The 26,993-nt window shown below is 67.4% G+C and carries 29 protein-coding genes; 13 read left to right on the forward strand and 16 right to left on the reverse strand.

Annotated features, from left to right (window positions below; all coding sequences use genetic code 11):
- Positions 1–25 precede the first annotated feature (25 nt).
- Together ACWKSV_RS14805 and ACWKSV_RS14810 are read right to left on the reverse strand one after the other, a co-directional pair.
- The gene (locus ACWKSV_RS14805) at positions 26–787 is read right to left on the reverse strand and encodes a methyl-accepting chemotaxis protein (protein ID WP_076714638.1); all 762 of its coding nucleotides are present in this window, start codon (positions 785–787) and stop codon (positions 26–28) included.
- The gene (locus ACWKSV_RS14810; protein ID WP_201780537.1) at positions 787–1,209 is read right to left on the reverse strand and encodes a globin family protein; all 423 of its coding nucleotides are present in this window, start codon (positions 1,207–1,209) and stop codon (positions 787–789) included. The genes ACWKSV_RS14805 and ACWKSV_RS14810 overlap by 1 nt, the downstream gene beginning before the upstream one ends.
- Before the next feature lie 288 nt (positions 1,210–1,497).
- Here ACWKSV_RS14810 and ACWKSV_RS14815 point away from each other — a divergent pair, with 288 nt between their 5' ends.
- Together ACWKSV_RS14815 and ACWKSV_RS14820 are read left to right on the forward strand one after the other, a co-directional pair.
- Positions 1,498–1,920, forward strand: coding sequence for a nuclear transport factor 2 family protein (locus ACWKSV_RS14815; protein WP_483666808.1), 423 nt, complete (start codon positions 1,498–1,500; stop codon positions 1,918–1,920).
- A gap of 2 nt (positions 1,921–1,922) precedes the next feature.
- Entirely contained in the window at positions 1,923–2,495 is a 573-nt protein-coding gene (locus ACWKSV_RS14820) for a TetR/AcrR family transcriptional regulator (RefSeq protein WP_076714642.1), read from the forward strand.
- Between the two features lie 4 nt (positions 2,496–2,499).
- Here ACWKSV_RS14820 and ACWKSV_RS14825 read toward each other — a convergent pair whose 3' ends face one another.
- From ACWKSV_RS14825 to lgt, 5 genes are all read right to left on the reverse strand, one after another.
- On the reverse strand, positions 2,500–3,828 hold the full coding sequence (locus tag ACWKSV_RS14825) for a cystathionine gamma-synthase family protein (protein ID WP_076717842.1): 1,329 nt from the start codon (positions 3,826–3,828) through the stop codon (positions 2,500–2,502).
- Between the two features lie 79 nt (positions 3,829–3,907).
- On the reverse strand, positions 3,908–4,672 hold the full coding sequence (pgeF, locus tag ACWKSV_RS14830; protein WP_076714644.1) for a peptidoglycan editing factor PgeF: 765 nt from the start codon (positions 4,670–4,672) through the stop codon (positions 3,908–3,910).
- Entirely contained in the window at positions 4,669–5,178 is a 510-nt protein-coding gene (locus tag ACWKSV_RS14835) for a GNAT family N-acetyltransferase (protein WP_056432183.1), read from the reverse strand. The genes pgeF and ACWKSV_RS14835 overlap by 4 nt, the downstream gene beginning before the upstream one ends.
- Positions 5,175–6,257 (reverse strand): class I SAM-dependent methyltransferase, encoded by a 1,083-nt coding sequence (locus ACWKSV_RS14840; RefSeq protein ID WP_076714646.1) that lies wholly within the window; start codon positions 6,255–6,257, stop codon positions 5,175–5,177. The genes ACWKSV_RS14835 and ACWKSV_RS14840 overlap by 4 nt, the downstream gene beginning before the upstream one ends.
- 40 nt (positions 6,258–6,297) lie before the next feature.
- The gene (lgt, locus tag ACWKSV_RS14845; RefSeq protein WP_156884344.1) at positions 6,298–7,182 is read right to left on the reverse strand and encodes a prolipoprotein diacylglyceryl transferase; all 885 of its coding nucleotides are present in this window, start codon (positions 7,180–7,182) and stop codon (positions 6,298–6,300) included.
- A gap of 492 nt (positions 7,183–7,674) precedes the next feature.
- On the opposite strand from lgt, the gene ACWKSV_RS14850 reads away from it, so the two are divergent.
- The 3 genes from ACWKSV_RS14850 to phbB all read left to right on the forward strand — a co-directional run bounded on the left by ACWKSV_RS14850 (position 7,675) and on the right by phbB (position 11,709).
- Positions 7,675–9,888 carry a xanthine dehydrogenase family protein molybdopterin-binding subunit gene (locus ACWKSV_RS14850; protein WP_076714650.1) on the forward strand — a complete coding sequence of 738 codons (2,214 nt, stop codon included), beginning with the start codon at positions 7,675–7,677 and terminating at the stop codon, positions 9,886–9,888.
- A complete protein-coding gene (hemH, locus tag ACWKSV_RS14855; RefSeq protein WP_076714652.1) occupies positions 9,888–10,901 on the forward strand; it encodes a ferrochelatase in 1,014 nt (337 codons plus the stop codon). Before ACWKSV_RS14850 ends, hemH begins: the two co-directional genes overlap by 1 nt.
- A gap of 85 nt (positions 10,902–10,986) precedes the next feature.
- Positions 10,987–11,709 carry an acetoacetyl-CoA reductase gene (gene phbB, locus ACWKSV_RS14860; protein WP_056432167.1) on the forward strand — a complete coding sequence of 241 codons (723 nt, stop codon included), beginning with the start codon at positions 10,987–10,989 and terminating at the stop codon, positions 11,707–11,709.
- A gap of 155 nt (positions 11,710–11,864) precedes the next feature.
- Here phbB and ACWKSV_RS14865 read toward each other — a convergent pair whose 3' ends face one another.
- On the reverse strand, positions 11,865–12,203 hold the full coding sequence (locus ACWKSV_RS14865; protein WP_056432164.1) for a glycine zipper 2TM domain-containing protein: 339 nt from the start codon (positions 12,201–12,203) through the stop codon (positions 11,865–11,867).
- Positions 12,204–12,394: 191 nt separating this feature from the next.
- On the opposite strand from ACWKSV_RS14865, the gene ACWKSV_RS14870 reads away from it, so the two are divergent.
- Complete coding sequence (locus tag ACWKSV_RS14870) at positions 12,395–13,405, forward strand: esterase-like activity of phytase family protein (protein WP_076714653.1); 1,011 nt, start codon at positions 12,395–12,397, stop codon at positions 13,403–13,405.
- A 182-nt stretch (positions 13,406–13,587) separates the two neighbouring features.
- On the opposite strand, the gene rpmB is transcribed toward ACWKSV_RS14870, so the two are convergent.
- A complete protein-coding gene (gene rpmB / locus ACWKSV_RS14875) occupies positions 13,588–13,896 on the reverse strand; it encodes a 50S ribosomal protein L28 (protein ID WP_056432158.1) in 309 nt (102 codons plus the stop codon).
- 184 nt (positions 13,897–14,080) lie between these two features.
- On the opposite strand from rpmB, the gene ACWKSV_RS14880 reads away from it, so the two are divergent.
- Entirely contained in the window at positions 14,081–14,305 is a 225-nt protein-coding gene (locus ACWKSV_RS14880) for a hypothetical protein (protein WP_076714655.1), read from the forward strand.
- 65 nt (positions 14,306–14,370) lie between these two features.
- On the forward strand, positions 14,371–14,820 hold the full coding sequence (locus tag ACWKSV_RS14885) for a nucleoside deaminase (RefSeq protein WP_483666809.1): 450 nt from the start codon (positions 14,371–14,373) through the stop codon (positions 14,818–14,820).
- Positions 14,821–14,827: 7 nt separating this feature from the next.
- Here ACWKSV_RS14885 and ACWKSV_RS14890 read toward each other — a convergent pair whose 3' ends face one another.
- Both ACWKSV_RS14890 and ACWKSV_RS14895 read right to left on the reverse strand, forming a co-directional pair.
- Positions 14,828–14,986, reverse strand: a complete 159-nt coding sequence (locus ACWKSV_RS14890; protein ID WP_483666810.1) for a hypothetical protein — start codon at positions 14,984–14,986, stop codon at positions 14,828–14,830.
- Positions 14,987–15,162: 176 nt separating this feature from the next.
- Positions 15,163–15,840, reverse strand: a complete 678-nt coding sequence (locus ACWKSV_RS14895) for a YiaD family glycine zipper/OmpA-like lipoprotein (protein WP_076717844.1) — start codon at positions 15,838–15,840, stop codon at positions 15,163–15,165.
- Positions 15,841–15,984: 144 nt separating this feature from the next.
- Between ACWKSV_RS14895 and ACWKSV_RS14900 the strand changes: the two genes are divergently transcribed.
- On the forward strand, positions 15,985–17,286 hold the full coding sequence (locus ACWKSV_RS14900) for a hemolysin family protein (protein ID WP_076714661.1): 1,302 nt from the start codon (positions 15,985–15,987) through the stop codon (positions 17,284–17,286).
- A 433-nt stretch (positions 17,287–17,719) separates the two neighbouring features.
- Here ACWKSV_RS14900 and ACWKSV_RS14905 read toward each other — a convergent pair whose 3' ends face one another.
- From ACWKSV_RS14905 to purD, 3 genes are all read right to left on the reverse strand, one after another.
- Complete coding sequence (locus ACWKSV_RS14905; RefSeq protein ID WP_076714663.1) at positions 17,720–18,277, reverse strand: hydrolase; 558 nt, start codon at positions 18,275–18,277, stop codon at positions 17,720–17,722.
- 34 nt (positions 18,278–18,311) lie between these two features.
- Complete coding sequence (locus ACWKSV_RS14910; RefSeq protein WP_076714664.1) at positions 18,312–19,055, reverse strand: helix-hairpin-helix domain-containing protein; 744 nt, start codon at positions 19,053–19,055, stop codon at positions 18,312–18,314.
- Positions 19,056–19,118: 63 nt separating this feature from the next.
- Positions 19,119–20,396 (reverse strand): phosphoribosylamine--glycine ligase, encoded by a 1,278-nt coding sequence (gene purD, locus ACWKSV_RS14915; protein ID WP_076714666.1) that lies wholly within the window; start codon positions 20,394–20,396, stop codon positions 19,119–19,121.
- On the opposite strand from purD, the gene xseA reads away from it, so the two are divergent.
- The 3 genes from xseA to ACWKSV_RS14930 all read left to right on the forward strand — a co-directional run bounded on the left by xseA (position 20,395) and on the right by ACWKSV_RS14930 (position 22,916).
- On the forward strand, positions 20,395–21,816 hold the full coding sequence (gene xseA / locus ACWKSV_RS14920) for an exodeoxyribonuclease VII large subunit (protein ID WP_076714668.1): 1,422 nt from the start codon (positions 20,395–20,397) through the stop codon (positions 21,814–21,816). The genes purD and xseA overlap by 2 nt on opposite strands.
- Before the next feature lie 17 nt (positions 21,817–21,833).
- Entirely contained in the window at positions 21,834–22,034 is a 201-nt protein-coding gene (locus tag ACWKSV_RS14925) for a DUF2093 domain-containing protein (RefSeq protein WP_056432488.1), read from the forward strand.
- A gap of 315 nt (positions 22,035–22,349) precedes the next feature.
- On the forward strand, positions 22,350–22,916 hold the full coding sequence (locus ACWKSV_RS14930) for a M23 family metallopeptidase (RefSeq protein ID WP_483666811.1): 567 nt from the start codon (positions 22,350–22,352) through the stop codon (positions 22,914–22,916).
- 10 nt (positions 22,917–22,926) lie between these two features.
- Here the strand turns inward: ACWKSV_RS14930 and ACWKSV_RS14935 are convergent, their stop codons facing one another.
- Positions 22,927–23,454, reverse strand: coding sequence for a hypothetical protein (locus ACWKSV_RS14935; protein WP_483666812.1), 528 nt, complete (start codon positions 23,452–23,454; stop codon positions 22,927–22,929).
- A gap of 2 nt (positions 23,455–23,456) precedes the next feature.
- Positions 23,457–23,705, reverse strand: a complete 249-nt coding sequence (locus tag ACWKSV_RS14940; RefSeq protein WP_076714674.1) for a hypothetical protein — start codon at positions 23,703–23,705, stop codon at positions 23,457–23,459.
- 286 nt (positions 23,706–23,991) lie between these two features.
- Here ACWKSV_RS14940 and ACWKSV_RS14945 point away from each other — a divergent pair, with 286 nt between their 5' ends.
- Entirely contained in the window at positions 23,992–26,985 is a 2,994-nt protein-coding gene (locus ACWKSV_RS14945; RefSeq protein ID WP_483666813.1) for a TonB-dependent receptor domain-containing protein, read from the forward strand.
- Positions 26,986–26,993 lie beyond the last annotated feature (8 nt).

A 26,993-nucleotide genomic window follows, 5' to 3' on the forward strand; every position in this document is an offset into this window, starting at 1 on the left:
GTTCGTCGCTCAAATGGGTGAGGGGTTATCCGTCGGCCTTGTGATCGCCGCGACGGCTCAGGCGAGAAAGCTGACGGGCCAGAACCTTGACGGCCACGGCATGGGCACCGACCCGTCCGATCGCAGAGGCCGCCTGATCGATGGTCCCGACCGCCTCGGCGGTGATCGTCGCCAATTCCTGTGCCGCATCGCTTTGCTCGGCGGCGTGATCGAGCGAACGGGTCAGCAGTTCGTCCTGCTCGCTGACCAGCATCTCATAGGCCGCCACCATGTCTCCGGCCGCGCCGATATCATGCGCGATGGACAGCGCGCTGGCCCCGATATCGTCGGTGGCCGTCTTGGTCCGGGTCGCCAGTACCGACATTTCCGTTGCGACGACGGTAAAGGCGCTGGCCCCCGATTCGGCCCGAGCAGCTTCGATCCGGGCATTCAGGCTGAGGATTCGGCTTTCCTGTGCGATGGTGGCGATGGCGGCGCTGATCGAGGCGACTCGACCGATCGACTGGTCCAGCGTGTCCACGATCGGCTTGTTGGCAGAGAGCGACTCGCGCGCCAGTGCCAGGGCTTCGGCCTGTTGCTTGACGGCGTCAGCCATGACGCCTGCCGCGGCCTCCAGACTTGCGGCGAGTGACGCCACACGCTCGGCCTGATCGCCCATGCCCCGGACGCCGGCGGTCGCGGCTTCCGCTTCCGACGCGACGCAGCCCGCAATATCGATCAGGCGGTCCGCGATATCACTCAGGTGCGCATCCAGGCTCGGCGCGACGGGCGACGCCTGTTGCGCCATCAGTGCGGTGTCTGGCGCGCAGCCGCCAACATCGTCTCGGACAGAATGGCATAGGCCGCGCCCCACGCAGCCTCGGTATCGCGGTCGAAACCGCCGCCCAGCCCGACACGTAGCGTTTCGATCAGCGCCGATCCGACCGCCTCATAATGATGGGGCTTGGCCCCATAGCCGACATGCCGAATCGCCAATTCGCGCGCCACCGGAACGACCGTGTCGAGCCGGTCGAGCGCATCGACGACCGTCGCCAATGTCAGGAACAGCTTGCGTCCCTGCGCCTCCATGTCGTTCCCGAACAGGGGACGGGTGTCGGGCGCCAGCGCGAAAAGTCGGCGATAGAATTCGGCAGCCGCCTGGTCCGTAAGGGGAAGGACCGCAGCGAAGCTGTCCTGGACAAGGTCGATCTGATGAGCCGTAAGCATCATTTTACACTAAGCGCCGGAGTGGAAACGAACCCTTAAGGTCCTTGTGTAACTGCTATGGTACCAGAATCGGGCCCGGTGGTTTTTCCACCGCGAACTCAAGGCTATGGATCGCGGAGTGTCGATGGACCTGCGCGACGTCCCAGCTCAATTATTTGCTGGCATCCCAATGACCATGGCGCTTGCCTCGGCCGTTTTCCAATTGTACCAATCGATAAAGACTGATCTTTCTGGTCGAGAAGGGACGTGAATATGCGCCAGCCCCTGCCACCATTCACCACCCAAACCGCCATGCAAAAGGTACGCGCGGCCGAAGATGCCTGGAACAGCCGCGATCCCGAACGGGTCGCGCTGGCCTATACGCCCGACTGCCCCTGGCGAAACCGCGACCGGTTCCTGGCGGGGCACGACGCGATCGTCGCCTTCCTCCGGGACAAATGGGAACGCGAGCAGGACTATCGGCTCATCAAGGAAATCTGGGCGCATCAGGACAGCCGGATCGCGGTGCGCTTCGCCTATGAATGGCATGACGCGCAGGGGCAGTGGTTCCGATCCTATGGCAATGAGAATTGGGACTTTGCCGAGGACGGCCGGATGCGGCGGCGGATCGCGTCGATCAACGATCTGGCGATCAGCGAGGAGGCACGGTTGTTCCACTGGCCGCTCGGCACCCGCCCGGCGGATCATCCCGGCTTGAGCGAATTGGGCCTCTGACCATGGCGCGGATGATCGCCGAGCGCGCCGACGCACTGCCGGGGCTGGCCGAGGTGTTTCGCGAATATGGCTATGCGGGTGCCAGCCTGTCGCTGATCGGCACCGCGACCGGGCTGGGGCGGGGGAGCCTCTACCACTTCTTTCCCGGCGGGAAGCAGGAGATGGCCGCCGCCGTGCTGGCCGATGTCGCTGGCTGGTTCGATGCCGCGATCTTCACGCCGCTGGAGCAGGCCGACGATCCGCGCGCCGGGATCGATGCGATGATGGTCGAGGTCGACCGCTATTTCCGCTCGGGGCAGCGGGCCTGCCTGATCGGGGCCTGGGGACTGGGCGCGACGCGTGATCCCTTTGCCGAGTCGATCGCGGGCTATTTCCGGCGCTGGATCGCCGCGCTCCAAACGCTGTTGGTGCGTGGCGGCGTGGCGGAGGATCATGCCGTCACGCTGGCGCAGGATGTGGTCAGCGGCATCCAGGGCGCGGTCGTGCTGTCCCGCGCGCTGAACGATACTTCGTTGTTCCGCGCGACGCTGGGGCGGCTGACGGCGCGGCTCTACACCGCGCTCGCCGCCGCCTGAACGATCAGATCGCCGCAAGTGCCTGTTCGCAATCGGCGATCAGGTCGTAGGCATCCTCGACCCCGATCGAGATGCGCACCAGATTGTCGGTGATGCCCAGCGCCGCCTTGCGCTCGTCGGGCACCGAGAGGTGCGTCATGGCGGCGGGGTGGCTGGCCAGCGTCTCGGTCCCGCCCAGGCTGACCGCCAGCTTGGCGATGCGGAGCGCGTCGAGGAATCGGAAGGATTCCGCCTCGCCGCCCTTCAGATATAGCGAGAAGGTCGATCCGCCGCCGGTGCAGTGGCGGCGGTAAATGTCCGCCTGCCGCTCCATCCCCGGCGTGCTTTCCAGAAAGCCGAGATAGCCGACCCGCTCGACCTTGGGATGATCGCGCAGGAAGGCGCAGACCTTGGCCGCATTCTCGCCCGCGCGGCTCATGCGCAGCTCCAGCGTCTCCAGCGAACGCAGCAGCATCCAGGCGGTATTGGGGTCGCAGATGGTGCCGATGGTGTTGCGCATCGAACGGATGGTGGCGATGTGCGCCTTCGACCCCAGCACGCCGCCCGCGACCAGATCCGAATGGCCGCCCGCATATTTGGTGAGCGAATAGACGACCAGATCGGCCCCGTGCTTGAGCGGACGCTGCCACAGCGGGCCGAGGAACGTGTTGTCGATCGCGATCGGCGGCCTCTCGGCGTGACCGGCAAAGACCGCATCGCGTGCGGCCGCCACCGCCTCGATATCGACCAGCGCGTTGGTCGGGTTGGCGGGGCTTTCGAGATAGATCATCGGCACGCGGCCCATGCCCGCCGCCTTGGTCAGCACCGCGTCGATCTCCTCGCGCGTCGCGCCCGCAGGGAAGTCGAGCCACTGGACGCCGAACCGGCCCAGGATGCGCCCGATCAGCGTCTCGGTCGCGGCATAGAGCGGGCCGGAATGGACGATCACGTCGCCCGGCTGGACCATCGACAGGAACAGGGTGGCGATCGCCGCCATGCCGCTGGAGAAGGTGAGGGCATCCTCCGCCTCGTCCCAGATGGCGAGGCGGTCCTCCAGGATTTCCTGGTTGGGTCCGTTGAAGCGCGAATAGACCAGGCCGTCAGCGCCGCCGGGACGCTTGCCGGTGACGCCCTCGAAATGCCGCTTGCCCGCCGCCGCATTGGGGAAGACGAAGGTCGAGGTCAGGAAGATCGGCGGCTTCAGCGAGCCTTCGGACAGCACCGGGTCGAAGCCATGACCCATCATCAGCGTGGAAGGCTTCAGCTTGCGGTCGCCGATGCTGGTCACATCGCTCTTGGCGGCCGTGGTCGGGTCTTGCGGCGGGACGCCGGTCAGATCGGATTCGGTCGGCATGTCGGTCTCCTCGGGAACGGATGCCGCTCTGTCGGCGGCCATGTCCCCAGGATAACGCGGCGAACGGCTTTGGCGAGGCTCAGGCGAGGCCGATCAGCGAAATCTGGCGGCCGTAAGAGGGCTCGTTGCGGTGCGTCGCGCGGCGGAAGCTGAAGAAGCGGTCCTCCTGCGCATAGGTGTCCTCACCCAGCGCCGCGACGCGCGCGACACCTGCGGCGGCCAGGCGGTGGACGACATAGGCTTCCAGGTCGAATTGGTAATGATCCGCGCGGGTGCCATCGGCGAAGAAGCGCTCATTCTCGGGTTCGGCCTCGGCGAAGCGGCCTAGGAAGGCGGCGTCGACCTCATAGCTGGCGCGGGCGATGCACGGGCCGATGGCGGCGGCGATCCGCTCACGCCGGGCACCCAGCGCCTCCATCGCGAGCAAGGTGGCATCGGTGATCCCGCCCAGTGCACCCTTCCACCCGGCATGGGCCGCGCCGATGACGCCCGCTTGCGGATCGGCGAACAGCACCGGCGCGCAATCGGCGGTCAGAATGCCGAGCAGCAGGCCCGGCCGGTCCGTCACCAGCGCATCGCCATGCGGGCGGACATCGTCCTCGGGCGGAGACAGCAGCGTCACCGCCTCTGCCGAGTGAATCTGGTAGCAGGTGATCAGCCGCGAACCGGGCAGCACCGCATCGCGCGCGCGACGGCGATTTTCGGCGACCGAATCTGCATCGTCCTCCGAACCCAGCCCGACGTTCAGGCCGCCATGGATCCCTGCCGACACGCCGCCGCGCCGTCCGAGAAAGCCGTGCACGATAGGCTCCAACAGGGGCGTGCGAAGGGTTTCGATGGTCATAGCGACAGCCTCATGATCCGGTCCTCGTCGATCGTCCCGCCCACGGGAAAGTCGTAGCGCCCGATATCGACAAAGCCGTAGCGGGCATAAAAGGCCTTGGCCCGGTGGTTGTCGACATAGACCGACAGGATCAACTCGCCCGCCCCGCGCGCCCGCGCCGTGGCGATGGCCCAGTCCATCAGGACGGGGCCGACGCCCGCGCCCAGATGGCTGGAGGCGACATAGAGCTGATAGAGTTCGACCGCATCGTCTGGCCAGTCGCCGGGAAAACCCACGGGGCCGATCTTGGCGAAGCCGATGATCGCATCATCCTCGGTTGCCAGCCGGATGGTGAAGTCGGCATGGCCGATTTGGGCAGGCAGGCCTTCGGGGCCGAAGGCTTCATTCAGAAAGGCGTTCAGGTCGGCGGGCGGATAGAGATGGCCGAAGGTGTCGGTGAAGGCGGCGCGCGCCATCGCGGCCAGCGCCTCGCCATCGCCGGGCATGGCGTCCCGATAGGCGATCATTCGCCATAGCCCGCAGGCACCGGCCAGTCGGGCCGGGTGACTGCCAGCGCGCGGAACAGCGTGCCCATGTCCTGCATCAGCCGGTTGCGATCGGCGAGCAGCGCGTCGGCCCGGTCGGGATGCGCCCGGGCGAGGCTGGCCGTCCGCTGGTCGATGCCGAGCGCGCCGAGCAGGTCGCGCTGCGTCACCGGGCCGAAGGCGGCCAAACCGCTCCCTTGCGCAGCGGCGGCGAGTGTCGTGAAGTCGACATGCGCGCTCAGATCCTGCTCGCCGGGCCGGTCGAAGGGGTTGGCATAGGCATGGCCCCGCACCGCCTGCAGCGTGTCGGCGATGGCGGGGCCTTCATAGCCATAGTCGACGATCAACGCCGCGCCACCCTGCGCGGCGATTCGCGCTGAGAGCGCGCGCATCACCGCGACGCTGGCGGGGGAAACCTCGATCACCGATCCGGCTTCGGCCTCGCGCAGCGGCTCGGGGATGATCTCGCCCGGCACCGGGGGACCCGCGATCGGGAGGAAGAGCAGGTCCTGCGCCGCGACCAGCCGCTCGTGCCAGCCCTCGCCGCGACGGACGAGCTGGCGGATGGGCAGCGCGTCGAAGAATTCGTTGGCGACGACGATCAGCGGCCGGTCGGTCGGTAGCGTCTCGACCGAGTCGTGCCACTGCGCATCGGCCACGCGCTCGCCCTGCGCGGTGCGCAGCGTGGCGCTGGTCTCGACGAAATGGATGCTGGGGTGGAAGCCCGCCTTGGCCATGGCGCGCCGGGCATCGGCGGCGAGGGTTCCGCGCCCCGGCCCCAGCTCGACCCAATATGCCTCCGGCCGCCCCGCCCGGTCCCACAGGTCAGCGCACCACAGGCCGACCAGTTCGCCGAACATCTGGCTGATCTCGGGGCTGGTGGTGAAGTCGCCGCCCGCGCCCAGCGGATCGCGCGTGCCGTAATAATGCGCATTGGCCGCGGCCATGAACTGCGCCACCGGGATCGGTCCGGCCAGCGCAATGGCGCGCGCCAACCGTTCGGGCAGCGCGTCCTCGGGCTCCGGCTTGTGATCGGCGGGGGGGATCAGCGGGTTCGTCATGAACCCGCTCTGCCGATCCCATTCCTTCGCCGCAAGGGAATCAGGAAACGCTGTCGGGCCCCGCGATCGGCTCGACCCGGACGCGGCGCGCCTTGGCGGTGTTCATCAGGTACAGACCGCCCAGGATCATCGGTACGCAGAGCCACTGGCCCATGTGCAGCCCGGTCATCTGAGCAAAGGCGCGCAGTTGCTGGTCGGGTTCGCGGAAAAACTCGACGATGAAGCGTGCAATGCCATAGCCGAGCAGGAACAGACCCGACAGCTTGCCCGGATCGTAACGTGCCTTGGTGCGCCAGAAAGCAAAGCTCATGATGGCGAACAGGACCAGACCCTCCAGCCCGGCCTCGTAAAGCTGGCTGGGATGGCGGGCAGGGTCTGGCAGGCCGAAGGGCACGGTGCGCGGGAAGATGATCGCCCAGGGGGCGTCGGACGGCTTGCCCCACAATTCGCCGTTCACGAAATTGGCGAGGCGGCCCAGGAACAGTCCGACCGGCGCGGCGCACACCAGATAGTCCAGGATGCGCAGCCAGCTGAGCTTGTGCTTGCGCGCGAACAGGATGACGCCGATCCCGGTGCCCGCCGCGCCGCCATGGAAGCTCATGCCGCCGTCCCACAGCCGCACGATATGCAGCGGGTGGAGGAACATTTCGGGCGCGTAGAAGATCACATAACCGATCCGCCCGCCCAGGATGATGCCCAGCGTCGCATAGAAGACCAGATCGTCGGCATGCGCCCGCGACATCGGCGCGCCGGGCCGGTCGAGCATCTTGCCAAGATACCACCAGCCGAACAGGATGCCGGTGATATAGGCCAGGCTGTACCAGCGCAGCGTGAAGAAGCCGATCGAGAACACATCCGGGTGCAACCCCAGATCCTCGAACCGGATATGGCCGCTGGCGGCCGCGAGCCCAGTGGCGGCAAGCATGGAGAGGATCAAATGCGTTTCCCTTTCTGGACCGCTTCATAGAGCGGTCGTGGGACAACACCAAGACATGGGTTCGGTGCTGTCCTGTATGGGGGCGGGGTGGGGCGTGGCCTTCGACTTCGCTCAGGCGGAACGGGCTCTTGTATTCAGAACCATTTCCTACCTCTGTTCAGCCTGAGCGCAATCGAAGGCCACGCTGCGACCGGTGGAAATTAGGGCTCACGCGAAGCCGCGAAGAAGAAGGGATTGGCGCGGAGACGCGGAGACGCGGAGGTGTTCGGCTCGGCCGCAAGGCCAGTCCTTCTACAATGAGCAACGCGGTCTGCCGATCGAGGCGGCAGGAAAACCCGCGCCGCCAATCCCCTCCGCGTCTCCGCGTCTCCGCGCGAACCAAAATCTTCGCGGCTTCGCGCGAACAATCGATCCCCTCGCTCTGAGACAGTCAAACCCCCTGCTTGCCTGCCCGGGCCTGTCCGCTAAGGCTCGGCCGCGATGGAGTTGAGCAGGCGCAATATATTGGTCGGCGGGGGGCTCGGCGCTGGTTTGGTCGTCGCCTGGGGCTTGTGGCCGCGCGCCTATCCGCCGAGCCTGACGACCGAACCGGGCGAGCATGCGTTCGGCGCGTGGTTGAAGATTGGGCGCGACGGGATCGTCACCGTCGCGGTGCCGCAGGCCGAGCATGGCCAGGGGATCGCGACCACGTTGGCGCAGGTGGTCGCCGACGAGCTGGGCGCGGACTGGCGCACCGTCGCGGTCGAGCCTGCGCCGCCCGGCCCGCTCTACGCCAATCCGGTCGGAGTCGATTCGCTGTTCGAGGGTGCGTTCGGGCGGTTGCCGGAGGGGATGCGCGACGAGTGGCTGCGGCGCGACCGGGTGATGCTGACCGCCGGGTCCAGCTCGCTGCGCATGTTCGAGGGGCCCGCGCGCGCCGCCGCCGCGACCGCGCGTGCGCTGATGGCGCAAGCCGCCGCCCGCCGCTGGGGCGTCGACTGGAGCGATTGCGAGGCCAGGGACGGCTTCATCGTCCATGGCGACCAGCGGCTGCGCTTCGCCGAACTGGCCGAGGCGGCGGCGGGCGAGACGGTGCCGCATCCCCTGCCGCTGGGCAGCGGCGACGCGGGCAAGCTGGCGGGGAAGGACGTGCCACGGCTCGATTCGCCCGCCAAACTCGACGGCTCGGCCAATTTCACCGCCGACATCCGCCTGCCCGACATGGTGCATGTCGCGCTTCGCCATGCGCCGTTGGGCCGAACGCGTGCGATCCGTATCGACCGTGCGGCGGCGATGAAGGTGCCCGGCGTCGTCGAGGTGATTGAGGGCGAGGATTGGGTCGCGGTCGCCGCCAGCAGCTGGTGGATCGCGCAAAAGGGCCTCGATGCGGCGGCGCCGCGTGCAGTCAGCGACGGGGCGGTGCCGACCTCGCAGGCCATTACCCAAGGACTGGAGGCCGCGCTCAAGGAAGAAGGCCATAGCGTCCTGACGCGCGGCGATGTCGCGGCGGCGCTGGAGGGGCCGGGGCTGATCGAGGCGCGCTACCGGATCGGCACCGGCGTCCATGCCGCGATCGAGCCGCACGCGGCAGTGGCGGCGTGGCAGGATGGCGGGCTGGAACTATGGGTGCCGACCCAGGCCCCGCAGGCCGCGCGCAAGATCGCGGCGCGGGCGGCGGCCATTCCCGAGGATCGGGTGATCGTCCATGCCATGCCGATCGGCGGCGGCTTCGGCCAGGGGCTGGAGCAGGATGCGGTGGCACAGGCGGCGACGGTCGCGGCCAGGCTGAAGCGGCCGGTCAACGTCCAATGGTCGCGCACCGAGGATCTGCGCCGCAACGCCTGGCGCGCGCCCGCCATCGCCCGGATGACCGCGCGGCTGGAGCGGGGCAAGCTGGTCGGCTGGCGCGGCCGAGTCGCTACGCCCTCGACCGGGCGGGCGCTGGCGGAGCGGGTGATGCCCGCCGGGCTGGTCCGCTGGGGGATGCGCGGGCAGGGGCGGGGCGATGCCTATGCGATGGGTGGCGCGGTGCCGCCCTATGCGATCCCGGCGCTGGCGGTGCATCATCACGACGCATCGCTGCCCATCCCCACCGGTCATGTGCGCGGCGGCGCGCATGTCGCCAACTGCTTCATCACCGAGTCCTTCATCGACGAATGCGCCCGGGCGGCGGGGGCCGATCCACTGGCCTGGCGGATCGCGATGCTGGGGCAGGAGCCCCGGCTGGCGCGGTGCCTGTCGACCGCCGCCTCGCTGGGCGGCTGGGAAGGTGGCGGGCCGGGCAGTGGGCAGGGCGTCGCCGCGCACGGCTTTCGTGGCAGCTATGTCGCGGTGATGGCGGAGACGCACCGGGACGAGAATGGCCGCCCGGTGGTCGACCGGCTGGTCGCCGCCATCGACTGCGGCCGGGTGGTGAACCCCGATATCGTGCGTCAGCAGGTCGAGGGCGGGCTGATCTTCGGTCTGGCTGCCTTGCGCGGCGGCACGGTCGGGTTCGAGCGGGGATGGGCCGTACCGTCGCGGCTGGGCGCGCTGAACCTGCCGCGCCTGGCCGACACGCCCGACATCACGGTCGAACTGCTTTCCTCCGACGAAGCGCCCGGCGGGGTGAGCGAGCTGGCCGTGCCGCCGGTCGCGCCCGCTATCGCCAATGCGCTCGCCACCCTGCCCGGCTTCCCACGGATACGAAGCCTGCCGATGGAGTTGTCCGCCTGATGCTGCCGCCCGACCATCCCCCCGTCCCGCGCCCGAAGATCGGCGTGCTGTTGATGAATCTGGGAACCCCCGATGCGCCCGATCCGAAGTCGGTGAAGCGCTATCTGCGCGAGTTCCTGTCGGATCGCCGGGTCATCGAGATCCCGGCGCTGTTGTGGCAGCCGATCCTGCGCGGGATCATCCTGAACACCCGGCCGAAAAAGTCCGCCCATGCCTATTCGCTGGTGTGGCGGGACGACGGCTCGCCGCTGGCCGCGATCACGCGGGCGCAGGCCGTGGCGCTGAAGGACGCGTTCGGGCCGGGCGTGATGGTCGACTGGGCGATGCGCTATGGTCGTCCCGCCATCGCCGACCAGGTGAAGGCGATGAAGGCGGCGGGGTGCGAACGCATCCTGCTGGCGCCGCTCTATCCGCAATATTGCGCGGCAACGACCGCCACCGCCAATGACCGGGCCTTCGCGCATCTGGCCACGCTGCGCTGGCAACCCGCGATCCGCACCCTGCCGCCCTATTATGACGATGCGCTCTATATCGATGCGCTCAAGACCCAATTGGAGGCGCAGCTCGCCTCGCTGGATTTCGAGCCGGAGGCGGTGGTCGCCAGCTTCCACGGAATGCCGCAACGGACGCTGGAACTGGGCGATCCCTATCACTGCCATTGCCGCAAGACCGCGCGACTGCTGGCCGAGGCGATGAAGGATACGCTGAACGGCCGCGAACTGCTGGTCGCGTTCCAGTCGCGATTCGGCCGCGCCAAATGGCTGGAGCCCGCGACCGATACGGTGCTGGAGGCGCTGCCGGGACGCGGCATCCGCAAGGTCGCGATCCTGGCGCCGGGCTTTTCGGCGGACTGTATCGAGACGCTGGAAGAACTGGCGATTCGCGGGCGCGAAAGTTTCGAGGGCGCAGGCGGCACCCATTTCGCCTATCTGTCATGCCTTAACGACAGTGATGTCGGTATCGCGATGCTGCGCGGATTAATCGAACGCGAGCTTCAGGGCTGGTTGCCGTAGCGTAATATTACGTTGCACCCGGTGTTCGCCATTGCAGAGGGCGCATGCCCCTTTTAAGCCACAATCGAAATTTGGGAGAGGTTGAATGGCACGGGTCGCGATTGTGACGGGTGGTACGCGCGGTATCGGCGAGGCGATCAGCCTGGCCCTGAAGGAGGCGGGCGTGACCGTCGCCGCCAATTATGCGGGCAATGACGAGCGCGCGCGTGAGTTCTCGGAGCGGACCGGGATCAAGGCGTATAAATGGGACGTCGCCGATTATGACGCCGTGCAGGCGGGTGTCGCCCAGGTCGCCGAGGAACTCGGCCCTGTCGATATCGTCGTCAACAATGCGGGCATCACCCGTGACGGCACGCTGCTCAAGATGACCTACCAGATGTGGAAAGAGGTCATGGACACCAATCTGGGCGGTTGCTTCAACATGGCCAAGGCAGTGTTCCCCGGCATGCGCGAGCGCAAATGGGGCCGGATCGTCAATATCGGCTCGATCAACGGCCAGGCGGGTCAATATGGCCAAGTCAACTATGCCGCCGCCAAGTCGGGCATCCATGGCTTCACCAAGGCGCTGGCACAGGAAGGCGCGCGCGTCGGCGTGACCGTGAACGCGATCGCGCCGGGCTATATCGACACCGACATGGTCGCCGCGGTTCCCGCCGACGTGCTGGAGAAGATCGTCGCCAAGATCCCGGTCGGCCGCCTGGGCCAGGCGCATGAGATCGCGCGCGGCGTGGCCTTCCTCTGCTCGGACGAGGCGGGCTTCGTCACCGGCTCGACCCTGTCGATCAACGGCGGTCAGCATATGTATTGAGGCGGAGCGCCTGCATTCCCCCCTCGCAGGGGAGGAGTGCTTCTGAAGGCAAAAACGCCGACCTCCGGTAGGGAGATCGGCGTTCCGTCCTCGATACGCTACGCGAGAAAACTGGGGCGGGTGGGGCAGATACAGGCTCCGCCCGCCCTAACTGTTTAGCGGCAATAACCCGGACGGCCCGACCGCTCGATCGCGCGGCCCGCCAGCGCACCGGCACCGCCACCGATCAGCGTGCCCAGCGTGCGGTCGCCATCGGTGTCGATGGTCCGGCCTAGCAGGCCGCCCGCCACCGCGCCGACGATGGTGCCGGTCGTGCCCGAGCGGCGGCACTTGCTCGCCTGATACTCGGCGCGGGCGCCGTCGTTATAACCGCGATAATAGCGATCCGAATGATGGGCCCGGCGATAGCGGTGCGCATCCGCGGCGGTCGCGGGCAGCACGGCGCCACCGATCATCGCCATTGCGGTCGCCGCCAGGGTCAGGGTCTTCATCATGGTCTCACTCCCGAAACTCGTGTCGATCGACGGTCCCGTCCGTCGTCGTTGCACTGCTTCTGGCCGATTCGCGTTGAGCGCTTCCTGAATGTCCCCGTTATCCGCCGTTCAGGCAGCGGCGCGTCCGGTCGGGGCAGCAGGGGGGTTAGCGAAAGGGGTGTCGTGCTGCGCCGCAATGCGTATGAGGCATCATGCGCATTCTGCTCTCCTGTCTGCTGATATTGGCCCTGGTGCCGGGATGGACGGGCGAGCAGCGGCTGGCGCTGTTCGCGGGCAAGCCGCAGATGGATGTGCACCGGGTCGACCTGGACCCTCGCGATCCGTCGCGGCGGCGGGTCGGGGCGCTGACCTATCTGGGCGGTATCGCGCTGACGAGCCGCCTGCCTGCTTTCGGTGGCTATTCCTCACTGACCGTGACGGGGGACCAGTTCCTGCTGTTGAGCGACGGCGGCAACATCATCCGCTTTCGCATGGGGGCGGACTGGCAGCCGCACGATCTGCGCTTTTCCAACCTGCCCGCCGGGCCCGGCACGGGATGGCAGAAGGAAGACCGCGACAGCGAATCGCTGGCGGTCGATCCGAAGACGGGCCAATTCTGGGTGGGGTTTGAGGGCTATAATCAGATCTGGCGTTATGCGCCGGATTTCGCCCGTGCCGAGGGCCGCGTCGCACCACGCGACATGAAGGACTGGCCGCCCAATGGCGGTGCCGAATCGCTGGCACGGATGCCCGATGGGCGGTTCGTCACTATTTCCGAAGAGGGCCGGGTGCGCCGCAAGGCCTGGCGCGACAGCGACGAATCGCGGCGCAACAGCCGTCAGGCGCTAATCTTCCCGAGCGATCCGCTGAAGGGCCATGCCCGGCGCTTCGCCTATCGTGTGTCGCCGCACCATGATGTCGCCGATGCGGCCGCGCTGCCCGACGGATCGCTGGTGGTCGTCGAGCGGCGCTTCCGGCTGCCCTTCCGCTTCTCGAATCGCATCATGCTGGTCCCCGCCGCGCAGATCGCGCCGGGGCGGGTGGCGCAGGGGCAGTTGCTCGCGGAACTCGATTCGCCGCTGATCCACGACAATTTCGAAGGGGTGGCGGTGACGCAGGAAGCGGGGGCGACGATCCTGTGGCTGGTGTCGGACGACAACCAGCTGTTCCTGCAGCGCAACTATCTGTTGAAGTTCCGGCTGGAGCGCGAGGCGATTCGCTAGCGCTTCAGCGTGGCCTTCGACTTCGCTCAGGGTGAACGGAGCGAGGGATTAGGCCCCGCCTACCAACCTCCGTTCACCCTGAGCGAAGTCGAAGGCCAAGGGATAACCTCAATGCCACAACGACGAAAACCCGCCGCTCCGGGGAGCGGCGGGCTTTAACCCGTCAACCGACGCGTCGCTGATTAAGCGGCGGCGGCTTCGGTCTTGGCGGCGGCCAGCTTCTTGACGACGTCGCGCTTCAGGCGACGCACGCGCAGCGAAAGCTGATCGTCCGAGGTCTTGACCAGCCAGTTGTCCAGGCCGCCATTGTGCTCGACCGAGCGCAGGCCGTGGGTCGAAACGCGAAGACGCACGCTCTTTTCGAGCGAGTCCGAAATCAGCGTGACGTTCTGCAGGTTCGGCAGGAACGTACGCTTGGTCTTGTTGTTGGCGTGGGAAACGTTGTTACCCACCTGCCGGCCCTTGCCGGTCAGCTCGCAAATGCGCGACATGATCGTTATCCTGGTTTCAGGCAGTGCCCGGAAAGGCCGCGCCGATACCCCGTCCGGGGGGTGGCGTCAACCGATTCCCCGCAATCGCCCCTGCAATTCGCCACGATCAGCCATGCCGATCGCCGGTGCAACTGCGCTTCGTCGGCTGCGTTGTTACGGCAACGAACCTTTGGGAGCCAGGATCATGCGCGCTTTTCTCGTCCTGTTGGGCATCGTCCTCCTGCTGGCCGCCGGAGCCATGGCGATGGGCTGGATCAGCATCGACCAGACCCGCCCGGCGGTCGTCCAGGCGCCCAGCTTCCGCGCCGAAGGGCCCAAGGTGTCGGTCGGCACGACCCAGAAGACGGTCGAGGTGCCGACGGTGAGCGTCGAAAAGCCCGCCGACACGACCCAGACCAACGCCCAGTAAGTGGGCCAAAGCAAGCACGCCGAAGCGCCCTTGCCCGGATGACGGGCGCGGGGCAGGGAGGGACGATGTTTCCGCTCCCCGCCCCGATGCGCGCCGCGCTCGATGCCGCTATCCAGGCGGGGCTGGCGGGCGAGGTGCCGGTGGGTGCGGTGGTGGTGCGGGGCGGTATGATCATCGCGACCGGCGCCAACGCGCCCCGCCGCCTGCACGACCCCACCGCCCATGCCGAAATCCAGGCGATTCGCGCGGCGGCCGTCATGCTGGGGCGGGACCGGCTGGAGGATTGCGACCTGTGGGTCACGCTGGAGCCCTGCGCGATGTGCGCCGGGGCGATCGCCCATTCCCGAATCGCCCGGCTCTATTACGCCGCAAGCGACTTCAAGGGCGGCGCGGTAGAGCATGGCCCACGCTTCTTCGGCCAACCGACCTGCCATCACCGGCCAGAGGTGTACGCCGGGATCGGTGAGGGGGAGGCCGCTGACCTGCTCCGCAACTTCTTCGCGGTGCGACGATAGGAAGGCGTCAAGGCTGTCTGGCGCACTTCTGGGCGCAGCCCATGACATAGGTCGCCAAGGCCCCGCTCGCTCCGCCTACCACCGCACCGCGCCAGAGCGAATGCGGGGCGATATGCCACGCGTCCAGGATCAGCATCGCGACGAAGGCCGGCAATCCCGTCAACAAGGCGGCCATCCATGGCGAGGCCAGCCATCTTATCATCTTCGCCCGTACCGACATGCTATTTGCCCTATCGATCGGAATGACACTTCTTGAACGTCCAGCGCGGCCTATCCACGAAAAAAGGGCCCGGACGGTATCCCGCCCGAGCCCCTTTCCCACATTCGCGAATCGCGAAACGATCAGCGCAGATCGCCCTCGCGGATCGGCACGATCTTGATCTCGACACGGCGGTTGGCGGCGCGGCCTTCCTCGGTGTCGTTCGACGCGATAGGCTGCGACTTGCCGAAGCCGCGCGTGCCGATGCGGGCGGGCTGCACGCCACGCGACGCCAGATAGTCGGCGACCGACGTCGCGCGCTGCTCCGACAGGCGCTGGTTGTATTCCGCGCTGCCGGTCGAGTCGGTGTGGCCATACACGTCGATATAGGTCTGCTTATACTGCGACAGGATGTCGGCGACCTGGTCCAGCGTCTGGCGGAACTGCGTCTGCACCTGCGACGAATTGTAGGCGAAAGTGATGCCCGAGGGCAGGTTCAACAGCAGGTCGTCGCCCTGGCGGACCACCTGCACATCGGTGCCCGCAGTACGGGCGCGCAGGTCGCGCTCCTGCTTGTCCATATAGGCGCCGATGCCAGCCCCCGCGAGGCCGCCGATGCCTGCACCTAGGATCTTCTCGGTACGGTCGCGACGACCGCCGACCAGATCGCCCAGCAGATAGCCGCCGACCGCGCCGCCGATGCCGCCGATCGCGGCCTTGGACAGGCGCTGCTGCCCCGTCTCCGGGTCGGTGGTGCAGGCCGAGGTGGCGACGAGGGCGGACAGCGCAGCGGCAGTCAGAAATTTGGCGGGCAGTCGCATAAACATGATCCTTGTTAGTTTCGGACGGCGTCTCGACCCCCGGAACGCCGCGTCGGACCGCCTTGTTCCGCAGGTGAACTGAACGGAACATGACGACAGGAGTTGTCGAAGCCCTGTCCGGCCCGCTATGAGCACCCCATAACGATGGCAACGCTGCCCCCCTTTCCGTGGATCGACGTCCTCATCATTCTCGCGCTGGTCGCGTTGAATGGCGCATTCGCGATGAGCGAGCTGGCGATCGTATCGTCTCGCCGTGCCCGCCTGGAGGCGATGGCACGCAGCGGACGTAAAGGAGCGCAGGCCGCGCTGACCCTGGCCGCCGATCCGGGCAAGTTCCTGTCGACCGTCCAGATCGGCATCACCCTGACCGGCATCATCGCGGGCGCCTATTCGGGCGCCAGCCTGGGCACGCCGACGGCGGCACGGCTGGAGGCACTCGGCGTGTCGCCTTCGACCGCCGCGACCCTGGGCTTCGCGCTGGTCATCGGCCTGACCACCTATGCCTCGCTGATCCTGGGCGAACTGGTGCCGAAGCAATTCGCGCTGCGCAAGCCCGAGCCGATCGCCGCCTTCGTCGCGGTGCCGATGCGCTGGCTGGCGGTCGGCACCGCGCCGATCGTCTGGGTGCTCGATTCGACCAGCGGGGTGATCTTCAAGCTGCTGGGCCTGAACCGCGACAATGAGGATCAGGTGACGGCCGAGGAGCTTCACCTGATCGTGGCCGAGGCGTCCAAGTCCGGCGTGATCGAGGAGCATGAGCGCTCGATCATCTCGGGCGTGGTGCGGCTCGCGGACCGGCCGGTGCGCGAGGTGATGACGCCGCGCACCGAGATCGACTGGCTGGACTGTACGCTGGACGACGCGGCGATCCGCGCCAAGCTGCTGGAAAGCCCGCGCACCCGCCTGCCGGTGGGAGAGGGCTCGATCGACGCGGTGGTCGGCGTGGTGCAGGCGCGCGACATCGCCATGGCGCTGTTCCGGGGCGAGCCGCTCGACCTCAAGCACCTGATGCGCAAGGCGCCGGTCGTGATCGACCGGATCGACGCGATGGACGTGCTTCTGGCGCTACGCCAGGCCGAGGTGCCGATGGCGCTGATCCATGACGAATACGGCCATTTCGAGGGGATCGTGACCCCGTCCGACCTGCTGGCCGCGATCGCAGGCGAATTCGCCTCTGACGCCGATCCGGGCGAGGCGCCCTCGGTGGTCGAGCGCGACGACGGGTCGCTGCTGGTCGCGGGCACCATGGCGGCGGACGCGCTGGCCGACCGGCTGGGCATCGATCTGCCCGACGACCGCGATTACGCGACCGTCGCGGGGTTGGCGCTGGCCGTGTTCCGCCACCTGCCGGGCGAGGGCGAGAGCTTCGTCGAACAGGGCTGGCGCTTCGAGGTGGTGGACCTGGACGGGCGGCGGATCGACAAGCTGTTGGTCAGCGAGGCTTGAGGAACGGCACGCTCCGATAGCGGACATTCGATAGGCTCGTGGTGGTGTCCGATGGGAAATGAAGACCCGTGGTTCGTCACGTCTTGGGGAGGATAGCCGTTCTGGTCATCACGATCGCGATTTTTATCCCGGTCAAGTTCGTCCAAATAGCAGTTCGGGACTGGCGATCGGTTGGAAAGTGGAAAGGCAGAACGGGCCGGACCGTAAAAGTCCTGATGCTATGTTAGCCCGTGATGAGGTGAGATGGACTCACCCCTCCCCTTCAGGGGAGGGGCCGGGGGTGGGGCACCTCCGCAAGCACGCCGTTTGTGGCGAGGCCCCACCCCAACCCCTCCCCTGAAGGGGAGGGGCTCGGCTTGGTTCAACGCAATGTCATCACGGTCTAACGGCGCATTGGTCGATTTCCATCATTCCCGGCCTTTGCTCGCGCCTGTCACGCCAATTCAATATCCCCCGACGCCACGACCCGCGAGAACAGCGGGAAGATGTGCTCGATGGCGAAGGCGTGAAGCTCAGCCGAGCGCGAGGCGCAGGCGTCCTCGGCGATGACTACGTCGTAGGACAGTTCCCAGGCCGAGCGGGCGGTCGATTCGACGCCCATGTTCGTCGAGATGCCCGCAATCACCACCGTGCGCACGCCGCGCCGCCGCAATTGCAGGTCCAGGTCGGTGCCGGTGAAGGCTCCCCAATGATGCTTCAGCACCACGATGTCGCCGGGCTGGCGCACGTCGGGGACCAAGTCGCTGAAGGCGGGCGGCGTGCCCTCTGGCGGCAGGCTGGGGCGGTCGGCGTTGAGGCTGGGCAGCGTCTCGGGCGTGAAGCCGACATGGACCAGCACGACCGGCGCGCCCGCCTCGCGGAAGCGGGCGGCGAGCGTCTTGGCGGTCGCCACCACCTCGTCGCCGGATCGCGGGCCGCCCGCATGCGGCACGATGCCCTGTTGCAGGTCGATGAGGATAAGGGCGGTGGTGCCGGGATCGAGCGTGGTCATCGCGGCTCAACCGGCCGGGCGGCGGGGCGTTCCGTCAGAGCCGCCCGAACACCGCCTCGAACCCCGCACGGTCGCCCGCCGCCAGCAGTCGCGCCTGTTCCAGCCAGCGGTCGCGCGCCATGCGGCCCGAAAAGGCCCCCAGCTGCGCATCGAGCGCCTGTGCCTGTGCCTCGCTGAGCGCGGCCATGTCGCCGACCGTGGTGATGCCGTGTTCGGCCAGCTTCTGGGTCAGCTTGGGGCCCAGGCCCTTGAGCAGTGTGATCGGCTGATCCTCCGGGCGTGCCGGTTCAGCAGGAGATTCAGCAGGAGCGGGCGCGGCTTCGGCGGCCGGGCTGGCGGTCATCGGCGCGGCGGCGGCGACCGGCTCGTCGTTCAGCGGCTCGTCCGCGATCATCGGCTCTTCGGGCGCGCTGGGCGTCGGCATGACCGGCGTGGGAACGGGCGCTGGCGTCGGGGCCGGGGGCGGCGGTGCGGCTGGGGTAGGGGCTAGCGCCGGCGCCGGAGCCGGAGCGGGCGTCGGGCTCGCCTTGGGCTCGGTCAGCGAGGCTTCGCTGATCGGCTTGCGGTCGGGCTGGCGCACCGAGAGCCCGGCTTCCTGCGCATTTTCCTCCACCCGGCGTGCGGCCTTTTTGCGGCGGTGCTTCAGGCGCATCCCGACCACGATCATCGCGATCGCCGCCAGCGCGACGATGGCGAGCAGGACGAAATGGATGGTCGTGATGGCCGCCACGCCATCGGGGATGAGGCTTGTCGCCGGTGCTGCTGTCGTGTCGTTCATGGCGTTACCCTATTGTCCACCCATTGGCCCCGGGGCCCGCGTCGCGAACCCCAATCACTGGGATCAAGCCTCGGTTCCCGCTTCGCGCGCAACCTCGCGCCAGCCGATGTCGCGGCGGCAGAAGCCATCGGGGAAGCGGATTGCATCGACCGCGCGGTATGCGGCGGCCTGCGCCTCGCCGACCGTGGCGGCGCTGGCGGTCACGGCCAGCACGCGGCCACCGCTGGCGACCAGCTGTTCGCCGTCCATCCGGGTGCCCGCCTGGAACACCACCGCGCCGGTCGCCTCGGCGGCGTCGATCGCATCGATGATGCCACCCGCCTTGGGCGTGCCGGGATAGCCTGCGGCCGCCATGACGACGGTCAGCGCCGGGTTCTCTGAGAAAGCAGGCGCAGGCAGCTCGGCCAGCCGCCCCTCGGCCACCGCCAGCATCACCGCCAGCAGATCGCCCTGGAAACGCAGCATCAGCACCTGGCATTCGGGATCGCCGAAGCGGGCATTATATTCGATCAGCTTCGGCCCCTGCTCGGTCAGCATCAGCCCGGCATAGAGCACGCCGGAAAACGGCGTCCCCTCGGCGCGAAGCGTGTCGACGGTGGGGCGGACGATCCGGTCGATCGCCTGCCGCTCCAGCTCGGGCGTCAGGACGCGCGCGGGGCTGTAAGCGCCCATGCCGCCGGTGTTCGGGCCGGTATCGCCGTCGCCGACACGCTTGTGATCCTGTGCCGATCCGAAAGGCAGGAGTGCCTCGCCATCGGTCAGGACGAACAGGCTCGCCTCTTCGCCCTCCAGGAATTCCTCGATCACCACCTCGGCGCCGGGGACGGAGAACAGGTCGGTGATCGCGCCCTCGGCCTCGGCCTTGGTGAAGGCGACGGTCACGCCTTTGCCCGCCGCCAAGCCGTCGGCCTTGATGACGACCGGCAGGCCGAAGGTGCCGGCAAGCGCGGCTTGCGCCTCCGCCAGCGTGTTGACGCGGACATAACCGGCGGTCGGGATGTCGGCGCGGCGGCACAGGTCCTTGGTGAAGCCCTTCGACCCCTCCAGCTGCGCGGCGGCCTTGCTCGGCCCGAACACCGGGATACCCTCGGCCCGCAGCGAATCGGCCAGGCCATCGACCAGCGGCGCCTCGGGGCCGACCACGACCAGGCCCACGCCATGTTCCTTGACGAAAGCGACCACGGCGGCGTGATCGGTCGCGTTCAGCGCGACGCAGGTCGCGTGCGCGGCAATACCGGGGTTGCCGGGCGCGGCGTAGAGCGTATCTAACCCGTTCGACTGTGCCAGCTTCCACGCCAGCGCGTGTTCGCGGCCACCCGATCCCAGCAGCAGGACGTTCATGCCCGATCCTTATCCCTATGACGAAAGTTCGAGGCTGGTAGCCGAGGAGATCGCCGGCGACAACGCGCTCGCGCTATCGGTCGGCGAACTCAGCCTGAAGCTGAAGCGGATGGTGGAGGGCGAATTCGGTCATGTCCGCCTGCGCGGCGAGATTTCCGGGTACAAGCGCGCCACCTCGGGCCATGTCTATATGAGCCTGAAGGACGAGAATGCGGTCATCGACGCGGTGATGTGGAAGGGCGCGGCGAACACATTGCCCTTCCAGCCGCAGGACGGGATCGAGGTGATCGCCACCGGCCGCCTGACCACCTTCCCCGGCCGGTCCAAATATCAGATCGTCGTCGAACGGATGGAGTTGGCGGGCGCGGGCGCGCTGATGGCGTTGTTCGAGAAGCTGAAGGCGAAACTGGCGGGCGAGGGGCTGTTCGCGCGCGAGCGGAAACGCGCGCTTCCCTTCATGCCGCCGGTGATCGGCGTCGTCACTTCGCCGACCGGCGCGGTGATCCGCGACATTCTCCACCGGCTGGAGGATCGCTGCCCGACCCATGTCATCGTCTGGCCGGTCAAGGTGCAGGGCGCGGGCTCGGCGGACGAGGTTGCCGCCGCGATCCGAGGCTTCGACGCGATCGCGCCCGGCGGCTCGGTGCCGCGCCCCGATCTGGTGATCGTCGCGCGCGGCGGCGGCTCGATCGAGGATCTCTGGTCGTTCAACGAGGAAGTCGTGGTGCGTGCGGTCGCCGAATGCTCGATCCCGATCATCTCGGCGGTGGGGCATGAGACCGACACGACCCTGTGCGACTATGCCGCCGATCTGCGTGCGCCGACCCCGACGGCGGCGGCGGAGATCGCGGTGCCGGTGCTGGCCGATCTGCGCCTGACGGTCGCCAGCCATCGCCAGCGTACCGAACGTTGCGCGCGCCGCTATGTCGAGCGCGGCCGCGAGCGGCTCGACGCGATGGCGCGGCTGCTGCCCAAGCGCGACCAGTTGCTGGGGCCGCAGCGCCAGCGGGCGGACGAGGCGGGGGCGCGGCTGGATCGCGGGCTGGAGCGGCGGGTGACGCTGGCGCGCGGCGGGCTGGACCGGGCAGGCGCTGCGCTGCGCCCGGCGATCCTGGAGCGACAGGTCGAGCGCGGGCGCGACCGGCTGGCCTCGACCTGGCGGCTGGTTCAGTCGCTTAACCCCGACCGTATCCTGGAGCGCGGCTATGCCCGCATCACCGCGCGGCCGGGCGGCGAGACCCTGTCCTCGGCGGAGGCGGCGCGGGCGGCGGACACGCTGACCCTGCGGTTCCGCGACGGCACGGTGGACGTGGCGGTCGAGGCGGCCGGGCTTGAGCGGCCCGCCGCCAAAACCTATGACAAGCCCAGGCGGGAGCAGCAGCCCAAACAGGACAAGCCGGATCAGCCGACGCTCCTTTGACCGCGAAAGAGACCAACATGCTGATGTCGAACACCGATCGCCCCGCGCGGCTTCACTATATGGCCAATGGCTTTCGTGTCCTGTCGCCGGGCGATCATGTCGTCTGCGCGGTGACGGGGCGGCGCATTCCGCTCGAAGACCTGAAATATTGGAGCGCAGCGCGGCAGGAAGCCTATGCCGATGCGGAAGCGACCGCCAAGGTCCTCGCGCCGCAATGAGGGCGTGGGGCGTCGGGACGCTGGTGTTGGCGCTGACCGGATGCGTCGCGCCGGGTGAGCCGATGGTGGCGCCGCCCACCGCATCGACGCCGCGCCCCGCGCCGCCCACCGTTGCCGCGCCCGTGACCCCGTTCCGCTGGACCGGGCAGCTGAGCCAGGGCGGCCTGATCCGGGGGCAGGGGCCGACCGGCGCGGTATCGGTGACGCTGGACGGACAGGCCGTGCCGCTGGCCCCGGACGGATCCTTCCTGGCCGGGTTCGACCGCGACGCCGGGCCGTCCGCCGAGCTGCTCGCGACCCTGGCCGACGGACGACATGGTGCGGCAGCCGCTGACCATCGCACCGCGCGACTGGCGGATCGAGCGGCTGAACACGCTGCCCAAATATCCCGTCCCCGATCCCGAGTTCCAGCGGCTGCGTCCCCCCGAACTCGCCCAGATCCGGGCTGCCCGCGCGCTGGCGACCGATGCGGAGGGCTGGCGCCAGGCGTTGCAATGGCCGGTGACGGGCCGCATCTCGGGCCTGTTCGGGGCGCAGCGCGTCTATCGCGGCGAGCCGGGCAGCTATCACTCCGGCACCGACGTCGCGGTTCCCACCGGCACCATCGTCCGCGCGCCCGCCAACGGCGTCGTGATCCTCGCCGCACAGCAGCCCTTCACGCTGGAGGGGCATCTGCTGATGCTCGACCACGGCCAGGGGCTGAACAGCGCCTTCCTGCACCTGTCGCGGATCGATGTCCGCGTCGGCGATCATGTCCGCCAGGGCCAGCCGATTGGCGCGGTCGGCGCCACGGGCCGCGCGACCGGGCCGCATCTCCACTGGAGCCTGCAATGGCGCGGCCGCAAGCTCGACCCGTTGCTGGTGACGGGGCCGATGCCGTGACCCGACCGGGTCAGCGGATACGCTTGACCAAAACCGAGCGCCCGCCCGCAATCGAGGCGCGATAGCCGCTGAGCGGCGCTTCCTTCAGGACGATCTTGTCGCCGGGGTCGGGGGGAAAGGTTAGGGCATCGATCGTCTGCCAGGCGGAGCCGTTGGCCAATTCCAGATTCCACCGGCCATAGCTGTTGGCTGCCTTCACCGACGCGATCTTGGTATCGATCTGGCGAACCTCGGTATTGTCGTCGTCCTTTCCACCGCCGAACATGTCGCTCGTCGGGGTGGCGAGGCCGAACCGGGATTGCTTGCGGGCGATGACGGTCTTTCGGTCCATCACCATAAGCTCACCGGACGCGCGCGATGCCAGGATGGTGGCAGCGGCGCGGTCATAACAGGCCAGGCGCGCGCTATCCTGGGCGATGGCCTTGCACCGGGACAATTCATCGACCTGGCGTACGGCGGCCCCATCCTGCGCACCGGCGGGAATGGCGGCCAGGATCGACACCGTTCCAACGAGCGCCATCAACCCGTTTCTCATCATGGTCAGTTCCCGCCTGCTCGGCCGGAGCCATCCGACACGGCCCGTTGCGCAAGATCGCGGCTCGCCTCGCGCTGACGGGCCCATTCCTCGCGTGTCATGCACAGCTTCTTGGCTTTCACGAACGATCCCGTCTCGACGATGCGGCGGCAGATCGGCTTTTCGGCCGTGACCGGATCGGCCGGGGGCTTTGCGGGCGTGGCTGTGGTCGAACTTTGCGCTGCCAATGCCAGAAGCAGACCAAGCGTCATCATGCATCTCCCATTCCGAAGGCCGTTCGGTGCGCCCCCGAACGACGATATCCGTCCGGAACGCGACATAGGCAATATGCTTATTTTATTACCTGACCACGGTCGCGCGTCCCGCTTGCGCCTAGGGAGCGCGGTCCTGTTGCACTTATGCTACAACGCAGCAAAAAGGACATAATCTTTCAATTCACGATTGTATAAGGTTTTACCAGCCGTTTAGGCTGCCCCCAGCAGCAGGGTTAACCTGCGCTAATGATCGGCCCGGTCAAACGGGCGACAAAAGGGGTAAGATATGAAGCAGTTCATGCGAGGCCAGTTGCTGGCGTCCAGCTTGCTGGCCGGAAGCGCCATTTTCGGCGCCGTTCCCGCTTTCGCGCAGACGACGGATCAGGCCGGCAATGCGCCGGTCGCCGCGCCGACCGCCGCACAGGAGCCCGGTGTCCAGACCAACGAGTCCACCAGCTCCACCACGCAGGGCGGCGACGTCGTCGTCACCGGTACGCTGATCCGCAATCCGAACATCATCGCGACCAGCCCGGTGACCGTCGTCAGCCAGGAAGAAATCCAGCTCCGTCAGGTCAACGTCGCCGAGCAGATCCTGCGCGAACTGCCGGGTGCGGTTCCGTCGATCGGTTCGCAGGTGAACAACGGTAACGGCGGTGCGTCCTTCGCCAACCTGCGCGGCCTTGGCACCAACCGCAACCTGATCCTGCTCGACGGCGCACGTATCGCGCCCGCAGGCCTGGGCGGCGCGACCGACCTCAACAACATTCCGCTGGCGCTGATCGAGCGCACCGACGTGCTGACCGGCGGTTCGTCCACGACCTATGGCGCGGACGCGGTTGCAGGCGTCATCAACTTCATCACGCGCAGCGACTTCTCGGGCGTCGACGCGTCGCTGACCGACCAGATCACGGGCAAGGGCGACGGCCACAGCTATCGCGCCGAACTGACCGTCGGTGCCAATATGGATGACGGCCGCGGCAATGCGGTGCTGAGCCTTGGCTATCAGGAAACCGACCCCGTCTATCAGGGCGATCGTGATTTTGGCGTGCAGTCGATCGATTCCTACACCGGCGCGGCCGGTGGCTCGGGCACGACCGTCCCGGGCGTCTTCTCGGTAACCGGCGTGGGTACGCGTCAGCTGAACAGCACCGGCACGGCTCTGGTTCCGATCTATTCGCGGTTCAACTTCAATCCGTACAACATCTATCAGACGCCGTTCCGCCGCTTCAACATCTTCGGTTCGTCGAAGTATGAAGTGTCGGATCACCTGGAATTCTACAGCCAGGCGATGTTCTCGAAGAACACGGTTTCGACCATCATCGCGCCGTCGGGAACGTTCGGCAACACGCTGACCATTCCGATCAGCAACCCGTATCTCTCGGGTGGTGTGCGCGACACCTTCTGTCTGAACGCCGTCGATGCCGATCCCAACACGGCGGGCCGTCAGGCGCCGACCCAGGCGCAGTGCAACAGCTATTACGGCGCCACCAGCACCACCGATCCGAACTATCGTACCTTCAATACCTCGGCATCGCGTCGCTTCGTCGAGGCCGGGCCGCGTATCAGCGAATACACGACCCAGTTGTTCAACATCCGCGCGGGTGTCCGCGGCGCACTGGTCGGCAACTTCAACTACGACGTGTTCGGCGCCTATGGCGAGAGCGAGAACGTTCAGCGTCAATCGGGCAACGGCCTGCTGTCGCGCCTCCGTCAGGCGGCACTCGCGACCAGCACCACGAGCTGCATCAACACCGCCAACAACTGCGTTCCGATCAACCTGTTCGGCCCGGCCGGCAGCATCACCTCGGACCAGCTGGGCTTCCTGCTCGGCGTGAACACCAGCAGCTCGGTCCTGACGACGCTCGGCACCCTGCGCGGCGTCATCTCGGGTGACTTCGGCGTGTCGAGCCCGTTCGCCGAAACTCCGATCAGCATCGCGTTCGGCGGCGAGTATCGCAAATATACCGCCCGCACGACGTCGGATGCGGCCACCCAGACGCCTGGCGAAGTGCTCGGCAATGGTGCGGCGAGCCCGGATGCCAGCGGTCGTTATGACGTGAAGGAAGGGTTCGTCGAACTCAACGTCCCGGTCGTCGAGGACAAGCCCTTCTTCCGCAGCCTAAACCTCGAAGCGGGTGCCCGTTATTCGGACTATTCGCGCTCGGGCGGCAACTGGACCTGGAAGGTCGGCGGCAGCTGGGAGCCGGTGGCTTCGTTCAAGCTGCGCGCGCTGTACAACCGCGCGGTTCGCGCCCCGAATATCGGCGAGCTCTTCTCGCCGGTCGTGACCGGGCTCGACAATCTGTCGGTCGATCCTTGCGCCGGTGCGGCGCCGACCACCAATGCCAATCTGCGCGCGGTCTGCCTGGCGCAGGGTGCTCCGGCATCGACCATCGGCAACATCCTCAACGGTTCGTCGGGGCAGATCAACACCACGGGTGGCGGCAACCCCAATCTGGGCGTCGAAAAGGCCAGCACCTTCACGGTCGGGGCGGTGATCCAGCCGACCTTCCTGTCGGGCTTCTCGCTGACCGTCGATTATTACAACATCAAGGTCGACAACGCGATCGGGTCGCCGACCGTCGGTGACGTGATCAATGGCTGCTTCGGCAATCTGACTGCAGCGAGCGCGACCAGCGCGGCCTGCACGGGTATCCGTCGTAACCCGCTGACCGGCGGCCTTGACGGTAGCGCGGCGGACACGCCCGGCCTGCCGGTGCCGCTGGCCAATATCGGCCAGCTGCTGACCGACGGTATCGATCTGGCGGCGAATTACCGCCACAATCTGGGCTTCGGCAAGCTGACCCTGAACTTCATCGGCAACTGGACCAGCCTTTCGAAGTATCAGGCGACGCCGACTTCGATCTACCGCGAGTGCACCAGCTATTATTCGGTGAACTGCATCTCGATCCAGCCGGAGTTCTCGTTCAACCAGCGTACCACGCTGACCATCGACAAGGTCGATCTGTCGGTCCTGTGGCGTTACCTGGCCCCGGCCAAGTATGAGCCGCTGGCCCTGGCCGACGATATCGCCGCAGGTGGTGGTCCTGTCGCCGCTTACCAGCGGATCAAGGCCTATCACTATTTCGACCTGACCACGCGCTTCCAGGCGACCGACCGTTTCTCGCTGCTGTTCGCGGTGCGCAACGTGTTTGATCGCAAGCCGCCGTTCGTCGGTGCGTCGATCGGTTCGACCAGCTTCAACAGCGGCAACACCTATCCGTCGACCTACGATCCGCTGGGTCGTCTGTTCTCGGTCACGGCGCGCGTTACGTTCTGATCCGATAA

The organism is Sphingomonas sp. SphC10, from assembly GCF_057004845.1.

Bases quoted from the DNA above. Each gene is read 5' to 3' on its own strand.
- ACWKSV_RS14805 (WP_076714638.1), bottom strand. From the start codon at position 787: ATGGCGCAACAGGCGTCGCCCGTCGCGCCGAGCCTGGATGCGCACCTG.
- ACWKSV_RS14810 (WP_201780537.1), bottom strand. From the start codon at position 1,209: ATGATGCTTACGGCTCATCAGATCGACCTTGTCCAGGACAGCTTCGCT.
- ACWKSV_RS14815 (WP_483666808.1), top strand. From the start codon at position 1,498: ATGCAAAAGGTACGCGCGGCCGAAGATGCCTGGAACAGCCGCGATCCC.
- ACWKSV_RS14820 (WP_076714642.1), top strand. From the start codon at position 1,923: ATGGCGCGGATGATCGCCGAGCGCGCCGACGCACTGCCGGGGCTGGCC.
- ACWKSV_RS14825 (WP_076717842.1), bottom strand. From the start codon at position 3,828: ATGCCGACCGAATCCGATCTGACCGGCGTCCCGCCGCAAGACCCGACC.
- pgeF (WP_076714644.1), bottom strand. From the start codon at position 4,672: ATGACCATCGAAACCCTTCGCACGCCCCTGTTGGAGCCTATCGTGCAC.
- ACWKSV_RS14835 (WP_056432183.1), bottom strand. From the start codon at position 5,178: ATGATCGCCTATCGGGACGCCATGCCCGGCGATGGCGAGGCGCTGGCC.
- ACWKSV_RS14840 (WP_076714646.1), bottom strand. From the start codon at position 6,257: ATGACGAACCCGCTGATCCCCCCCGCCGATCACAAGCCGGAGCCCGAG.
- lgt (WP_156884344.1), bottom strand. From the start codon at position 7,182: ATGCTTGCCGCCACTGGGCTCGCGGCCGCCAGCGGCCATATCCGGTTC.
- ACWKSV_RS14850 (WP_076714650.1), top strand. From the start codon at position 7,675: ATGGAGTTGAGCAGGCGCAATATATTGGTCGGCGGGGGGCTCGGCGCT.
- hemH (WP_076714652.1), top strand. From the start codon at position 9,888: ATGCTGCCGCCCGACCATCCCCCCGTCCCGCGCCCGAAGATCGGCGTG.
- phbB (WP_056432167.1), top strand. From the start codon at position 10,987: ATGGCACGGGTCGCGATTGTGACGGGTGGTACGCGCGGTATCGGCGAG.
- ACWKSV_RS14865 (WP_056432164.1), bottom strand. From the start codon at position 12,203: ATGATGAAGACCCTGACCCTGGCGGCGACCGCAATGGCGATGATCGGT.
- ACWKSV_RS14870 (WP_076714653.1), top strand. From the start codon at position 12,395: ATGCGCATTCTGCTCTCCTGTCTGCTGATATTGGCCCTGGTGCCGGGA.
- rpmB (WP_056432158.1), bottom strand. From the start codon at position 13,896: ATGTCGCGCATTTGCGAGCTGACCGGCAAGGGCCGGCAGGTGGGTAAC.
- ACWKSV_RS14880 (WP_076714655.1), top strand. From the start codon at position 14,081: ATGCGCGCTTTTCTCGTCCTGTTGGGCATCGTCCTCCTGCTGGCCGCC.
- ACWKSV_RS14885 (WP_483666809.1), top strand. From the start codon at position 14,371: ATGTTTCCGCTCCCCGCCCCGATGCGCGCCGCGCTCGATGCCGCTATC.
- ACWKSV_RS14895 (WP_076717844.1), bottom strand. From the start codon at position 15,840: ATGCGACTGCCCGCCAAATTTCTGACTGCCGCTGCGCTGTCCGCCCTC.
- ACWKSV_RS14900 (WP_076714661.1), top strand. From the start codon at position 15,985: ATGGCAACGCTGCCCCCCTTTCCGTGGATCGACGTCCTCATCATTCTC.
- ACWKSV_RS14905 (WP_076714663.1), bottom strand. From the start codon at position 18,277: ATGACCACGCTCGATCCCGGCACCACCGCCCTTATCCTCATCGACCTG.
- ACWKSV_RS14910 (WP_076714664.1), bottom strand. From the start codon at position 19,055: ATGAACGACACGACAGCAGCACCGGCGACAAGCCTCATCCCCGATGGC.
- xseA (WP_076714668.1), top strand. From the start codon at position 20,395: ATGCCCGATCCTTATCCCTATGACGAAAGTTCGAGGCTGGTAGCCGAG.
- purD (WP_076714666.1), bottom strand. From the start codon at position 20,396: ATGAACGTCCTGCTGCTGGGATCGGGTGGCCGCGAACACGCGCTGGCG.
- ACWKSV_RS14925 (WP_056432488.1), top strand. From the start codon at position 21,834: ATGCTGATGTCGAACACCGATCGCCCCGCGCGGCTTCACTATATGGCC.
- ACWKSV_RS14930 (WP_483666811.1), top strand. From the start codon at position 22,350: ATGGTGCGGCAGCCGCTGACCATCGCACCGCGCGACTGGCGGATCGAG.
- ACWKSV_RS14935 (WP_483666812.1), bottom strand. From the start codon at position 23,454: ATGATGAGAAACGGGTTGATGGCGCTCGTTGGAACGGTGTCGATCCTG.
- ACWKSV_RS14940 (WP_076714674.1), bottom strand. From the start codon at position 23,705: ATGATGACGCTTGGTCTGCTTCTGGCATTGGCAGCGCAAAGTTCGACC.
- ACWKSV_RS14945 (WP_483666813.1), top strand. From the start codon at position 23,992: ATGAAGCAGTTCATGCGAGGCCAGTTGCTGGCGTCCAGCTTGCTGGCC.